Here is a 12867-nt window from a genome sequence, read left to right as displayed (position 1 = left end):
TAAGAAACTACATGGTTTGTATTAAAAGCGGAGTTTTTACTCTTTGGGAGCGTAAAATATGCACGAGTTAGCACAGCCAAACGACAAAGACAGTCGTCTTGAGATACATGAAAGACCAATTGATCATACTGATACGACAAATCGTCTCAGTGCCGCTGCTATCGTGAATACATTGGGTCCAGGATTATACATTGGGATGCTGACGGACAGATCAGATGAATGCCATTCGTGGCTATTATGATGATCTTTTCCAGAAACGGACTGAGCTATGGCAAACGATATTTGACTCCAAGAAAATTCGACCATACGGCCTTTCGGAGGATTTTTCAACCATAGGCGAAGCATATCGTGAGCTGGATGTGATCCATGGTGATCCGACGGAGCATATGCTACCACTTCAGAATACCTTTGCCCGTCATTGTGCGAACAGTCAGCATGATCTTGTATTCAAAGGCTTAGATGCTAAGCAATATGACCTATACAGGCTTCTCAAAGAGGAGCCTGAGGAGGTGCGCAAATTTGAGTTAGTGACGGGTTCGTCAGTACACACAAACCATGACAGGGAGGGTGTCACATACGACTTAACTTTTGATACATATCTGGGAGGGATGCCCCTCAGCCAGTTCAAATGCGAGGGAGTGAAGCACAGCTACGAGTATGGAATTGTCGGCTACAATGACGCACGGCCCGCTACTGCCAAAACAATTGACGGACTCAGGAGAGCCGTGCGTATATTATCCGGTCTAACAGAATCTGTGAACGAGGAATTCTCCGATCAGTTGAATGAAGCGGGTCTCCAGATTACAACTGATACAATATCTATCCAGGAAATTGGTTATTTGAAAGAAGAGGTATTGGCAAGTTTTTACGGGGTAGAGGCAGATGTGAAAGAGCGTAGGCAGGTATGGAACGGTGGCCCGCCAGGATCTACAAGTTCTACAAGAAAAATTAAATCTATCTCAACGCTCAAGACTATCAGTGTGATCGATTTCTTGAAAAACGCCGCTGGGGCTGATTCTCAGAAATAAAAAGTAAAGAGCTGGGGGTAGTTACCTGACGACTAGGGCGGGGTTGCCTTGTCGTACTTTTGGAGGTATACCTTGCAATCAACCCCCATCTTATGCTAAAATACCGAAGTTACTATTAATTTCACGAAAGGTGAGTAATGAGTCTGAGTCGAATCGGAAAACTGCCGGTGGTTATTCCGGCCGGTGTGACAATCACGGTTGACTCTGGCGATGTGGTCGTAAAGGGCCCGAAAGGTGAATTGACACAATTCATCACGCCAGCAGTTGAGGTGAAAGTCGAAGACGGACAGGTCACGGTTCATCCGAAGGATGAGTCCAAAACTGCTCGCGCCCAGCACGGTCTGATGCGCGCGCTGATCAACAACATGGTAATCGGCGTAACCAAGGGCTACGAGAAGCGCCTCGAGGTCAATGGTGTCGGTTTCCGCGTGAGCTCCAGCAACAATGAGCTGGAAATGGCGCTCGGGTTTTCACACCCAGTCAAATACAAAGCCCCAGAGGGCATCACCGTTACCAATGAAAAGATGACCATTATCGTCAGCGGTATCAATAAACAGCAAGTCGGCCAAGTCGCTGCGGAAATCCGCGCGCTGAAGAAGCCTGAACCATACAAGGGCAAGGGCATCAAGTATGCTGACGAGCAGATTTTGCGCAAAGCAGGAAAGACAGGTAAGTAATCATGGCTGAAAACAAGAAATTACTCAACCGCGCTCTCCGTAAAAACCGCGTTCGCGCGAAAGTTTCAGGCACTGCAGAGCGCCCACGCCTGACGGTTACCATCAGCAATATGCACGTCAGTGTTCAGCTGATCGACGACGTCGCTGGCAAGACATTGGCTGCCGCAACCACCGTTGGCACCAAAGCAAAAGGTACGATGAGCGAAAAATGCGCTACCATCGGTACTGAAATTGCCAAGAAAGCAAAGAAAAGTAAAATTAGCGCAGTGGTCTTTGACCGCAACGGCCGCCAGTACGCTGGTCGCTTGAAGGCATTGGCTGATGCTGCGCGCCAAGAAGGATTGGAGTTCTAGTATGGCAGAACAAGCTGCAAATACTACCCCACGCGCAGAAGGCCGTCGGCCTCGCAGTCCGCGTGGTGGTCGCCGCGATGACCGGCGAAATGTGCGCGATGACGCACCAAAAGAGTTTGAAGAATTGGTAATCAACATTGACCGCGTGAGCCGCGTGGTAAAGGGTGGCCGCCGTTTCCGCTTTAAGGCGTTGGTAGTTGTCGGTAACCGCAAGGATAAGGTTGGTGTTGGCGTAGCCAAAGGTGCCGACGTGCAAGCTGCCGTCGCTAAGGCAACCTCAGTTGCTAAGAAGCACTTGATCGCCTTGCCACTGAACGGCGAGACCATTCCACACGACAGCGAAGTTAAGTTCTCAGGTGCCCGAGTGCTAATCAAGCCAGCTGCTCCTGGTACCGGTATTATCGCTGGTGGTGTAGTGCGACAGATCATCGGCGTAACTGGTGTTCGCAACCTGCTCACCAAGTCGCTTGGTTCAACCAACAAGGTGAACATAGCCTACGCAACCATTGAAGCATTGAAATCACTAGTTCCGCGCGAAGAATGGCTCAACTCTCAGCCAGTCAAAAAAGCTGCTAAAAAGGAGGCTAAGTAATGAAATACAACGATCTCCAAGTTTCAGCAAACAAGAATAAAAAGCGTGTTGGCCGCGGTATCGCTGCTGGCCAGGGTAAAACCGCTGGTCGTGGTACCAAAGGTCAGAACGCCCGCACTGGTAAAAAGCTTCGCGCCATGTTCCAGGGTGGTCAGCGCCCATTGGCTCAGGCTGTGCCAAAAGCTCGTGGTTTCAAGAGCTTGCGCACGCCAGCTCAGGTAGTCTACCTCGACCACTTGAATGCCTTTGACGGTAAAACCGTTGACAACGCGCTGCTGTTTACCGAAGGCTACATCGCGACACCGTTCCACACGGTCAAGGTGATTGCCCGCGGTGAATTGAAAGCTAAGGTTGACTTGAAAGTACAAGCTGCTTCCGCTTCGGTCGTTAAAGCGATTGAAAAAGCTGGCGGCTCATTTGAGAAAGTCGCAACGCCTTTGCGCCAAAGCACAAAAGACGTTGAGGAGAGCGATAAGTAATCTTTTCGGTCTTCCATCACATACGTGAGATAAAAGCGAGTGTCCTCTAGGGTCACTCACTTTTATTATGCTAGAAATTATCACGATACCTGTGGTATAATAGCCAGAGTAAATGCCAAAGACAGAGGGGTAAACGACGATGATGAGTTGGAAGACCGTGTGGCGGTCGCTGAAAAATAAAGATATGCAGAAACGCCTGGCCATTGTGGTGGGAATTATTGTGGTGTATCGAATGCTGGCGCATATTCCGGTGCCGCTGGCGAATCCGACACAGATGAAGACGGCACTGGCGGCCGCACTGGGGCAGACCGACCTCGGTGGATTCTTGAACTTGCTTTCGGGTGGCGCGCTGGCGAGCTTTTCACTCGTGCTGGTTGGGCTCAGTCCATTCATTACCGCTAGTATCATCACTCAGCTCCTCACCAAGGCCATCCCAAAGCTCGAGGAGCTACACAAGGACGGCGAATCAGGCAGGCGCAAGATTCAGCAGTGGACGCGGCGGCTGACCATCCCACTGGCTATCGTCCAGTCGATCGCCTTTATATTCCTCTTGCGCCAGACCGTGCTGGCCGGCGGTACGACCACGCTGAGCGACCCGACCATGCTTGAGTGGACAGTTGGCGTGACAGCCATGACTGCCGGTTCGGTACTTTTGATGTGGCTGGGTGAATTGATCACCGAGCAGGGTATCGGCAATGGTATTTCGATCTTGATTTTCGCTGGTATCATCAGCCAGATCCCGCAGATGCTGGGCTCACTCATCTCGTCGCTCGGCAACACCTCGGCTGGCGGACTGAACGTCTTTAACTGGTTTACCTTGCCAGTGAATCCAACCGTCTTTTGGCTGGTGGTGATCATGGCTATCGCCTCACTCATCGTTCTCTACTTCTTGGTGAAAATTAACGAAGCCCAGCGCGTCATCACTATCAACTATGCCAAGCGCATCCATGGCAACTCCAGCTACGGCGGCATCAAGAGCATCCTGCCGGTCAAGCTAATCGCTGCTGGCGTCATCCCGGTCATCTTTGCCGTTGCCTTCCTCAGCTTGCCGCAATTCATCGGCCAAGTCATGAAGGCCTCAGGCAATCCAAACTTGCAAAACACCGCCAACACCCTGATCACGTGGTTTCAGGCACCCAACCCGGGCTCCTTTACCGGCAGCACCTGGGAGGCATTCATTTACCCGACGCTGTATTTCCTCCTGGTTATTGCCTTTACCTATTTCTACACCGGGATCGTCTTTAACGCCAACGAAATCGCTGAGAACTTGCAAAAGCAGGGCGGCTTTATCGAGGGTGTTCGGCCCGGTGAACAAACCGAAAAGTATCTGATGCGCACCGTCAATCGCTTGATTTTGTTCGGCTCAATCGTTCTTGGTATCATTGCTATCTTGCCGTTTGTCGCTGAATATTTGATGTATCACCTGGCGGCAATCCGCGGCTCGCGTCTGTCGATCGGTGGTACCGGGCTGCTCATCGTGGTCTCGGTCGGCCTCGAGTCACTGCGCCAGCTCAACTCGCGCGCTCTGATGGTTACCTATGACGACTTTGACCCAGACGAACTGACCAAGAAAAAGTCGAAAAAACGACGCTCGTCCCTCTTGTAATCGCCGAGACGATACGGTATAATTGACAACTGTAACTTATGGCGAGTCAAAAGGAAGTCATCAAGATGATTGGTAAGGTGGTGGAAGCACTGCCTAATACCCAATTTCGGGTGGAACTGGAGAATGGCCATAGTATCATCGCGCACATTTCGGGACGGATGCGCAAGAATTACATCCGCCTGGTGCCTGGTGATAGGGTGGAAGTCGAGATGACTCCTTACGATCTCACAAAGGGTCGCATCGTCTTTCGCCTCAAGGAGGAGCGACCAGCGCACGTGGCTCGAAACACGCGGCGCTCGTCATAATACTAACGATAATCTCGGGTTTACTCGGGAAGGGAGATTTCAGAGCACTTTATGAAAGTTCGTGCAAGTGTCAAGAAGATCGACAAAGATCCCAAGAAAGGTGACAAGCTAGTGCGCCGCAAAGGCCGCCTATACGTCATCAACAAACGAAAACCTAAGAACAAGCAAAGGCAGGGTTAAGCATGGCTCGAATTGCTGGGGTAGTTATCCCAACAGAGAAGCAGGTACAAATCGCGCTCACCTATATTTATGGGATTGGGCCAAAGCACGCTTCGAGCATCCTTGCGGCGGCTAAGATTGAGCCGACCACTCGGGTGAAAGATCTCACCGAGGCTGAAGAAAACAAGATTCGCGAAATTATCGACAGCGAATACACCGTTGAGGGTGATCTCCAGCGCTTGGTGACGAATAATATTAAGCGCTTGAAGGATATCAACGCCTATCGCGGTCTTCGCCATAAAGCAGGACTGCCGACACGCGGACAGCGGACTCGTACGAATGCACGAACTCGCAAGGGTCGCGCCATCGCCGTGGGCGGTACACAACCAAAAGCAGCAAGTAAGACCTAAAGAAAGGACTAAGAAATGGCAGACGCAAAATCTACCAAGAAAAAGCAGCGCCGATCAGTCCCAGCTGGTCAGCTGCATATTCAAGCAACATTTAACAACACTATTGTTACCTTTTCTGACAAGAAGGGTAACGTGTTGACCGCTTCATCGGCTGGTGCATGTGGTTTCCGTGGTAGCAAAAAAGGCACCGCCTATGCTTCACAGGTTGCTGCTGAAAAAGCTGCTGAAGCTGCGAAAACTCAATATGGTTTGAAATCAGTTGACGTTTTCGTCAAAGGTGTCGGCCTGGGCCGTGATGCCGCTATTCGTGCGGTTGGCGCTTTCGACATCTCAGTAGAAAGCATTAAGGACGTAACTGGCGTGCCTCACGGCGGTGTTCGTCCACGGAAGGCACGGAGGGCATAATTATGGCACGAGATAATTCACCGATTGTCAAGCAAAGCCGCCGCGAAGGTTATGCGCTTCATCCAAAAGCACATAAAGTTTTGGCACGGAAATCTGGCATTCCAGGTCAGCACGCCCACGGCCGCCAAAGTAAGCCAAGCCTGTATGCTACGCAGCTGCGCGAAAAGCAAAAGGTTCGCCGTCTGTATGGTTTGGTGGAAAAGCAATTTGCGCGGTTGATGAACGAGGCAACGCGCGCCCAAGAAGGTTTGGCAGGCGAAAACCTGTTGAAACTGTTGGAGCGCCGCCTGGACAACGTGGTGTATCGCTCTGGGTTCGCCGTATCGCGCCGCGCTGCTCGCCAGCTCGTCAGCCACGGCCACTTTGAATTAAACGGCCGCCGCGTCGATATCCCATCGATTCGTGTTAAGGCTGGCGATGTTATCACCGTTCGCCCAAAGAGCACCAAATCTGAATACTTCACGCACATCGACGATGTGATCAATAATTCAATCCAAGGCCCGCTGAGCTGGCTGAAGAGCGATAGCAAGAAGCTGAAGATTGAAGTGACTGGTTTGCCGAAGCGCGAGGAAGCGGAAGCTGACATCAACGAGCAATTAATTGTTGAGTATTACTCACGATAAAAGAAGGGTTAGGGAAGAATTATGGCAAAAGCAATTTACAATCCAGCACTCGCGAGCGTTGATGATATTTCCGCGACCAGTGCAACCTTTCTGATCGAGCCGATGCACGCCGGCTATGGCAATACGCTGGGTAACTCAATGCGCCGCGTCTTGCTCTCGAGCATTCGCGGTGGCGCAATCGTCGCCTTTCGTATTGAGGGCGCGACACACGAGTTCACCACCGTCGAGGGCGTCAAAGAAGATGTCGTTGACATCATGCTGAACCTGAAGGGTGTGCGACTCCGCGTTCACACTGACGAGCCAGTTGAGCTGCGCCTCGAGAAATCTGGCGGTGTGATTACCGCTGGCGATATCCAAGCAAACGGCGAAGTAGAAGTTGTTAACCCAGACCACATCATCGCTACCATTGATGATCCGAACAAGACCGTCATTATGGACTTGGTGGCAGAAGCTGGCCGTGGCTATCAGACGATTGAGGAGTCGAGTGCCAATCGGTTGCACTCCGATATGATTGCGCTCGACGCTATCTTTACACCGGTACTGCGCGTTCGCTATAAGGTTGACTCAACACGCGTTGGCGACGAGACCAACCTCGAGAAGCTGGCCCTGACGGTTGAGACCGACGGCACGATGACACCGCGCGAAGCCTTTGAGGAGGCAGCAGCTATTCTCGTCAGTCAATATAGCGCGCTGGCAGGCTCGACCGTAGTGACTGGTGCGCCAGCGCTGGGCAACGACGAGGCAGATGATTCTGAACTTGACATGTCGATCGAAGAATTAAACCTAAGTGCCCGCACGACGAACGCGCTGATTAACAATGAAATCCGCACGATTCGCGACCTGGTGACTTTGACCGAGCAAGATTTGCGAGAATTGAAAGGCTTTGGCTCAAAGGCGCTGGATGAAGTACGCGACAAGATGGCGGAGTTGGAGTTTTAACTATGCATAGACACGGATATCAAGGGCGCAAGTTCGGCCGTGAGCGTGATCAACGACGAGCCTTGCTGAGGGGCCTGGCAACCAGCCTGGTCGAGCACGGCAAAATCGAGACCACCTTGCCGAAAGCCAAAGAGCTGAAGCGCCACATTGAAAAAATCATCACCAAGGCGAAGAAAGGCGATCTAGCCAGCCGCCGCCAGGTGATCGCAGCACTCAGCACCCGCGCTGCTGCTTACAAACTGGTTGATGAAATTGCCCCACAACTGAGCGGTCGCACCAGCGGACACGTTCGCGTTGAGCGCACCCGCCTACGTGTTGGCGACGGCGCGCAAATGGCAATCATCGAGTTTGTCGACGACATCAAACCAATGCCAAAGGAGGAGAAATAAGATGAAGACCTATTCACAAAAACCATCTGACGTTTCTCGCCGCTGGGTATTGTTTGATGCAAGTGAACTGCCACTCGGACGTTTGGCAACTGAAATTGCTAAGCACCTGACCGGTAAATACAAACCAACCTACACGCCGCATGTTGACGGCGGCGACTATGTGGTGGTTATTAACGCCGCAAACACCGTCGTTACTGGCTACAAGGAAACCGACAAGTACTACTACCGTCACAGTGGTTTCCCAGGCGGCATCAAAGAAACGCAGTTCAAAGAAATGCGTGAACGCCACCCAGAACGAATTATTGAAGAAGCTGTCAAAGGCATGTTGCCAAAGAACAAATTGCAAGCAGAGCGCCTCAAGCGCCTCCGTGTATTTGCTGGCAGCGAGCATGCTCACACGGCACAAACCCCAGAGAAAGTTGAGGTAAAGTAATATGGCTACTGATACCTATTTCTACGGCTTGGGACGACGCAAAAGCGCCTCGGCAAGTGTTCGCTTGCTTCCTGGCAAGGGTACCATCACCATCAATGGCAAAGTAGCCGCTGAGTACTTGGATGGCAACAAAACCTTGCTCGCCGAAGTAACCGATCCACTAGCTATCGTCAGCAAGCAAAAGGAATACGACGTTACCATCTTGGTGAAAGGTGGTGGTCTCGCTGGTCAAGTTGACGCCATCAAGCTTGGTATCGCCAAAGCATTGACGGCTGCTCACGCTGATCTGCGCCCAGTTCTGAAGAAGGCTGAGCTGCTCAAGCGTGACCCACGCGAGAAAGAGCGCAAGAAATACGGTCTGCGTTCTGCCCGCAAGCGCGAACAATTCTCCAAGCGTTAAGCTTCGTTTGCGATACACAGACACCTCGCCACCAACCCTGGCGAGGTGTTTTGTTATTCCATAGGAAAAGTATATAATAAGCAATATGAAAGATAAGCGGGTCAGTCTCAAACACAACTATGCCAATCCGTATCTACATAAGCCACTAGCCATGTCTAAGCGTATTCGCACGGCAGGTTTTGCGGAAAAGCAGGCGGAGCTGAGCCACATAACTATGAACTATGTTGAAGGCCCTAAAAATGGTCCTCCATTAGTGTTAATACCCGCTCAAATGGGAACCTGGCAAAGCTATCATAAGGTCTTACCCATACTTGCCAAGCAATTTTGGGTATTTGCCATTGATGTTCGCGGACACGGACGCAGCAGCTGGACGCCCGGTGATTATACCTGGGACACTGTTAGCGAAGACGTAGCGGAATTCATCAGCACAGTTATCAAGCAGCCAGCTATCCTGTCAGGCAATTCATCTGGCGGCATCATTGCGTTATGGTGCGCAGCTCATGCTAGTCAATGGGTGTCGGCTGCTGTCTTAGAGGATGCGCCAGTGTTCTCGACCGAGATGCCACGTTTTCGTGATCAAGATAAATTTGTATATAATGGCATCAAACATACGGTTGAAGCCATCGGAGACATCCACCATCGTGATCTGGCCAACTACTATGCTAATCAAGTCATGCCCATTAACGAACGCCGCGTGAAAAGAATGCCACAGTGGTTTGTCCGTTGGCTTTCAAAGAAGCTCAAACAAACTGAAAAACGTCATCCTGGTGACCCAATTGCTCTTGATCAGTGGTATATACCATATATATTGAAGCTGCAATTCACCTCACTCAAGATGTACGATCCAGATTTTGGTCGGGCCTTTGTTGATGGTCGTATGTACGGTAATTTTGATCACGCTCAAGCGCTAAAAGCTGTCCGCTGTCCACTCCTGGTATTGCATGCCGACTGGCAGCGACTGCCACAGTACGGCTTGGTGGGTGCTATGGATTATGACGATGCGAAACATATCCAGCAGTTAGCGCCGCAAATGCACTATCAAAAAATCGCCGCCAAACATGTCATCCACGTCTTTAATCCACGACGGTTTATCGAAGCTATTGTTAATTTCACCAACCAGGTACTATAGAACTATGTTCGACCGACTCATCCATCGCTGGCTGCGCGTACCGTATAAACTATACGTGCATGATTTTCAAACACCGAAACAGCCTCGCGCCACTGTCGTGTTGATTCATGGCATCGGGAGCTCGTCGGCGATGTGGCAGCGAGTCGTAGGGCGTCGTAGGATTGATAAAACGACTCGCGTACTAGCGGTCGACTTGCTCGGTTTTGGCAATTCACCGCGACCCCACTGGAAGACCTATGATGTCAAAACGCAGGTCGATTCACTAGTCGCAACCTTGGCACAGCAGAAAGTCGATGGACGAATCATCTTGGTTGGCCATAGCTTGGGGGCGCTCGTGGCGGTACACGCCGCCCGATATTATCCTTCATTGATCGATTCGCTCATCCTGTGCAGCCCGCCGCTGTATCATCCACAAGGCAAAGATCGCCCGGCTGAACGCCAACTGCGTGCACTGTACCAAAAAATTATCGATAAACCAGCGCTCGGCAAGGTGATTGCCAGCGATTTTGCCAAGAAATACAAGCTATTCAATCCTGGCTTTCTCGTCGATGAGTCAAATCTGCCAATCTTTCTCGACACCTTAGACGCGGCCATCATCAACCAAAAGGCGCTAACGGAAATTGCCGAATTGACGATGCCGGTTGAAATATTTTACGGGCAATTTGACCCAGTCATTATCAATAAGAACCTACGAAAATTAGCAAAGCAAAAGCACATCGCCGTCACTAAAATGTTAGCAAGTCATGAGATCGACAAACGCTATGGCCAAGTTGTTGCTCAAGCGATCAATCGGCACGCCATCGGAGACGACTATGGCCAAGCGTAAAGATCCAGCCCAGGAGCGCCAGAAAAAGCGTGAGCTCTGGATCAATCGCACGATACAGTGGAGCGGTCTGCCTAGCGCCGAGGTCGAGGCAAGGCTGTCACAAACCCGCACCCAGAGTTTTCGGCTCAATCCATTGGTCGATAGGGAAGTCGCCCCCAAACTGCTGAGCCGCCAGGTTGCCTGGTGTCCGGATGGCTACGAAATTATCCCGGAGTACATCGCTGAATATCAGCAGCTGGCTGACGGCGGACGCGGCTATATCCAAAATGCCGCCAGCTGGCTGCCGGTCCTGGCGCTTGCACCTGCGGCGGGTGAACGCATCCTCGACCTGTGCGCTGCGCCCGGCGGTAAATCCAGCCATATACAGGCCATAGCCAGCGGTCAAGCCGACCTGGTCTGTAATGACAATTCCAAGCCGCGCCTGATGAAGCTCCAGGCCAATCTCAAACGGCTCAATGTTTCAGCCGAATATATGCTAGCTGATGCTAGAAATCTCTCCCGTCGTCAGCTGGAGGCCTTTGACAAAATTCTACTTGACGCTCCATGTTCTGGCGAAGGGCTGATGAGCCTGAACGCCAGCGATACTCCGTTGTTTGACAGCTGGTCGGTGGCGCATATCCGGAGACTGAGTGACCTGCAAAAACGCCTCATCCTCGAGGCTTGGCGACTGCTGAAACCTGGCGGCACGCTTGTCTACAGCACCTGCACCATGGCGCCAGAAGAGAACGAAGCAGTTGTCGACTGGTTGCTGCACCGTCAGTCTGATGCTAGCCTCGTACCGATTGACATCACACCGCTGCCACATCGTGTGCCTGTCGTCCAGTCGTGGAATGACCGCGCTTTTACGCATGACCTAAGCGGTTGCTTGCGCCTGATGCCGGGCAGGCTGACTGAGGCGTTTTTTGTTGCGGCATTTCGTAAAACACCTCTCGCCGAATCAATGGTATAATAAGACTATGAGTAAACCCGTCATCCTCACCGGCGTGCGCGCCAACAACGATATTCACATTGGCAATTATTTTGGCGCCATTTTGCCGATTGTTGATATGGCGAAACGCCGCTCGTCTGATTATGATATCAATCTGTTTATCCCGGATCTTCACAGCTTCACCACGCCGATCGACCACAGTAAATTGTATGACAGCATCCTCAACAACGCCCGGATTTATACGGCCGCCGGGCTGCCGCTGGACAACCAGGCGATTCATCTGTACCGTCAAAGCCGCGTCCCAGCCCACAGCGAGCTGGCGTGGATCTTGGACTGCTTCACCGGATTTGGCGAGATGAGCCGAATGACGCAGTTTAAGGATAAGGGCAGTAAGGTAGACGCCCGAAACATCGCTGAGAGAATTAAAAAAGCCCTTGACGCACAAAAAAGCGGTGATATTGTCTCGGAGAGAGTAGAACTTATGCGATTATATAATAAATTGGTTTTTGAAAAAGAAGTTTCCGTCGGTCTCTTCAACTACCCAGTCCTGATGGCGGCCGACATCTTGCTCTACGGCGCCACTTACGTGCCAGTCGGCGACGACCAGACGCAGCACCTGGAATTCACCCGCGACATCGCCGAGCGGATGAACCGCAAATTCGGCGAATTATTCACCGTGCCCAAACCGGTCGCCGAACAGCACCGATTTTTCGGTAAAGACCAAGGCCTACGCATCAAAGACCTCGCCAACCCGACCAAAAAAATGAGCAAGTCCGACGACACCGGCAAGGGCGTGATTTTCCTAGGCGACGACCCGCAGGCAGCGCACAAAAAAATCATGAGCGCCACCACCGACTCACTGGGCAAGGTACAGTACGACCGTGACAACCAACCAGGAATTTCCAATCTGCTGGAGATTTTGACGCTGGTACGCCAGGACGCTGGGCGAGATGTCAGCTTGGAGCAGACCATCAGTCAGTACGCCGGCATGGAGCGCTACGGCGACTTCAAGCGAATCGTGGCGGATGAAGTGGCAGAATTCTTAGCAAATTTCCAAGCACGCCTGGCGGCAGTTGACAAGCAGGCCATCGAACGCAAACTGGAGTCCAGCGAGCGCGACATGAACGTCATCGCTAATGCAACCTTGCACCGCGTCCAGGCGGCCGTGGGACTACGGAGATAGGAA

General features: G+C 51.7%; 19 protein-coding genes. All 19 read left to right on the top strand.

Features of this window, described 5'->3' with window-relative positions; translation table 11 throughout:
- Nucleotides 1-215: 215 nt before the first annotated feature.
- Nucleotides 216-1028 (top strand): hypothetical protein, encoded by an 813-nt coding sequence (locus GWK74_02320; protein ID QHU90348.1) that lies wholly within the window; start codon nt 216-218, stop codon nt 1026-1028.
- A gap of 143 nt (nt 1029-1171) precedes the next feature.
- Nucleotides 1172-1705 carry a 50S ribosomal protein L6 gene (gene rplF / locus GWK74_02315; GenBank protein ID QHU90843.1) on the top strand — a complete coding sequence of 178 codons (534 nt, stop codon included), beginning with the start codon at nt 1172-1174 and terminating at the stop codon, nt 1703-1705.
- 2 nt (nt 1706-1707) lie between these two features.
- Complete coding sequence (locus GWK74_02310) at nt 1708-2058, top strand: 50S ribosomal protein L18 (protein ID QHU90347.1); 351 nt, start codon at nt 1708-1710, stop codon at nt 2056-2058.
- A gap of 1 nt (nt 2059) precedes the next feature.
- Nucleotides 2060-2650 (top strand): 30S ribosomal protein S5, encoded by a 591-nt coding sequence (rpsE, locus tag GWK74_02305; GenBank protein QHU90346.1) that lies wholly within the window; start codon nt 2060-2062, stop codon nt 2648-2650.
- On the top strand, nt 2650-3129 hold the full coding sequence (gene rplO, locus GWK74_02300) for a 50S ribosomal protein L15 (protein QHU90345.1): 480 nt from the start codon (nt 2650-2652) through the stop codon (nt 3127-3129). Before rpsE ends, rplO begins: the two co-directional genes overlap by 1 nt.
- Nucleotides 3130-3268: 139 nt before the next feature.
- Nucleotides 3269-4735: a preprotein translocase subunit SecY gene (secY, locus tag GWK74_02295; protein QHU90344.1), complete on the top strand. Its 1467-nt coding sequence runs from the start codon at nt 3269-3271 to the stop codon at nt 4733-4735.
- 38 nt (nt 4736-4773) lie between these two features.
- Nucleotides 4774-5040, top strand: coding sequence for a translation initiation factor IF-1 (gene infA, locus GWK74_02290; GenBank protein QHU90343.1), 267 nt, complete (start codon nt 4774-4776; stop codon nt 5038-5040).
- A gap of 51 nt (nt 5041-5091) precedes the next feature.
- Entirely contained in the window at nt 5092-5220 is a 129-nt protein-coding gene (gene rpmJ, locus GWK74_02285; protein QHU90342.1) for a 50S ribosomal protein L36, read from the top strand.
- Between the two features lie 2 nt (nt 5221-5222).
- Entirely contained in the window at nt 5223-5609 is a 387-nt protein-coding gene (gene rpsM, locus GWK74_02280; GenBank protein ID QHU90341.1) for a 30S ribosomal protein S13, read from the top strand.
- Between the two features lie 15 nt (nt 5610-5624).
- On the top strand, nt 5625-6014 hold the full coding sequence (rpsK, locus tag GWK74_02275; protein ID QHU90340.1) for a 30S ribosomal protein S11: 390 nt from the start codon (nt 5625-5627) through the stop codon (nt 6012-6014).
- A 2-nt stretch (nt 6015-6016) separates the two neighbouring features.
- Nucleotides 6017-6637, top strand: coding sequence for a 30S ribosomal protein S4 (gene rpsD, locus GWK74_02270; GenBank protein QHU90339.1), 621 nt, complete (start codon nt 6017-6019; stop codon nt 6635-6637).
- 21 nt (nt 6638-6658) lie between these two features.
- Nucleotides 6659-7576, top strand: a complete 918-nt coding sequence (locus GWK74_02265) for a DNA-directed RNA polymerase subunit alpha (protein ID QHU90338.1) — start codon at nt 6659-6661, stop codon at nt 7574-7576.
- Between the two features lie 2 nt (nt 7577-7578).
- A complete protein-coding gene (rplQ, locus tag GWK74_02260; GenBank protein ID QHU90337.1) occupies nt 7579-7965 on the top strand; it encodes a 50S ribosomal protein L17 in 387 nt (128 codons plus the stop codon).
- Between the two features lies 1 nt (nt 7966).
- Nucleotides 7967-8398, top strand: coding sequence for a 50S ribosomal protein L13 (gene rplM, locus GWK74_02255; protein QHU90336.1), 432 nt, complete (start codon nt 7967-7969; stop codon nt 8396-8398).
- Between the two features lies 1 nt (nt 8399).
- Nucleotides 8400-8798 carry a 30S ribosomal protein S9 gene (gene rpsI / locus GWK74_02250; protein QHU90335.1) on the top strand — a complete coding sequence of 133 codons (399 nt, stop codon included), beginning with the start codon at nt 8400-8402 and terminating at the stop codon, nt 8796-8798.
- 151 nt (nt 8799-8949) lie between these two features.
- Complete coding sequence (locus GWK74_02245) at nt 8950-9927, top strand: alpha/beta fold hydrolase (protein QHU90842.1); 978 nt, start codon at nt 8950-8952, stop codon at nt 9925-9927.
- A gap of 4 nt (nt 9928-9931) precedes the next feature.
- A complete protein-coding gene (locus tag GWK74_02240) occupies nt 9932-10753 on the top strand; it encodes an alpha/beta fold hydrolase (protein QHU90334.1) in 822 nt (273 codons plus the stop codon).
- Complete coding sequence (locus tag GWK74_02235; protein QHU90333.1) at nt 10689-11702, top strand: hypothetical protein; 1014 nt, start codon at nt 10689-10691, stop codon at nt 11700-11702. Before GWK74_02240 ends, GWK74_02235 begins: the two co-directional genes overlap by 65 nt.
- 7 nt (nt 11703-11709) lie before the next feature.
- Entirely contained in the window at nt 11710-12864 is a 1155-nt protein-coding gene (gene trpS, locus GWK74_02230; protein QHU90332.1) for a tryptophan--tRNA ligase, read from the top strand.
- Nucleotides 12865-12867: the final 3 nt, after the last annotated feature.

This window comes from Candidatus Saccharibacteria bacterium oral taxon 488 (assembly GCA_010202115.1).
Classification (GTDB): Bacteria; Patescibacteriota; Saccharimonadia; order Saccharimonadales; family Saccharimonadaceae; genus Nanosynbacter.
Note: the sequence above shows the minus strand (reverse complement) of the source record. Positions and strands in the feature narration are given on the sequence as shown.

Excerpts from the sequence above, each read along its gene's own strand:
- GWK74_02320 (QHU90348.1), top strand. The coding sequence starts at position 216 with ATGAATGCCATTCGTGGCTATTATGATGATCTTTTCCAGAAACGGACT.
- GWK74_02310 (QHU90347.1), top strand. The coding sequence starts at position 1,708 with ATGGCTGAAAACAAGAAATTACTCAACCGCGCTCTCCGTAAAAACCGC.
- rpsE (QHU90346.1), top strand. The coding sequence starts at position 2,060 with ATGGCAGAACAAGCTGCAAATACTACCCCACGCGCAGAAGGCCGTCGG.
- rplO (QHU90345.1), top strand. The coding sequence starts at position 2,650 with ATGAAATACAACGATCTCCAAGTTTCAGCAAACAAGAATAAAAAGCGT.
- secY (QHU90344.1), top strand. The coding sequence starts at position 3,269 with ATGATGAGTTGGAAGACCGTGTGGCGGTCGCTGAAAAATAAAGATATG.
- infA (QHU90343.1), top strand. The coding sequence starts at position 4,774 with ATGGCGAGTCAAAAGGAAGTCATCAAGATGATTGGTAAGGTGGTGGAA.
- rpmJ (QHU90342.1), top strand. The coding sequence starts at position 5,092 with ATGAAAGTTCGTGCAAGTGTCAAGAAGATCGACAAAGATCCCAAGAAA.
- rpsM (QHU90341.1), top strand. The coding sequence starts at position 5,223 with ATGGCTCGAATTGCTGGGGTAGTTATCCCAACAGAGAAGCAGGTACAA.
- rpsK (QHU90340.1), top strand. The coding sequence starts at position 5,625 with ATGGCAGACGCAAAATCTACCAAGAAAAAGCAGCGCCGATCAGTCCCA.
- rpsD (QHU90339.1), top strand. The coding sequence starts at position 6,017 with ATGGCACGAGATAATTCACCGATTGTCAAGCAAAGCCGCCGCGAAGGT.
- GWK74_02265 (QHU90338.1), top strand. The coding sequence starts at position 6,659 with ATGGCAAAAGCAATTTACAATCCAGCACTCGCGAGCGTTGATGATATT.
- rplQ (QHU90337.1), top strand. The coding sequence starts at position 7,579 with ATGCATAGACACGGATATCAAGGGCGCAAGTTCGGCCGTGAGCGTGAT.
- rplM (QHU90336.1), top strand. The coding sequence starts at position 7,967 with ATGAAGACCTATTCACAAAAACCATCTGACGTTTCTCGCCGCTGGGTA.
- rpsI (QHU90335.1), top strand. The coding sequence starts at position 8,400 with ATGGCTACTGATACCTATTTCTACGGCTTGGGACGACGCAAAAGCGCC.
- GWK74_02245 (QHU90842.1), top strand. The coding sequence starts at position 8,950 with ATGTCTAAGCGTATTCGCACGGCAGGTTTTGCGGAAAAGCAGGCGGAG.
- GWK74_02240 (QHU90334.1), top strand. The coding sequence starts at position 9,932 with ATGTTCGACCGACTCATCCATCGCTGGCTGCGCGTACCGTATAAACTA.
- GWK74_02235 (QHU90333.1), top strand. The coding sequence starts at position 10,689 with ATGGCCAAGTTGTTGCTCAAGCGATCAATCGGCACGCCATCGGAGACG.
- trpS (QHU90332.1), top strand. The coding sequence starts at position 11,710 with ATGAGTAAACCCGTCATCCTCACCGGCGTGCGCGCCAACAACGATATT.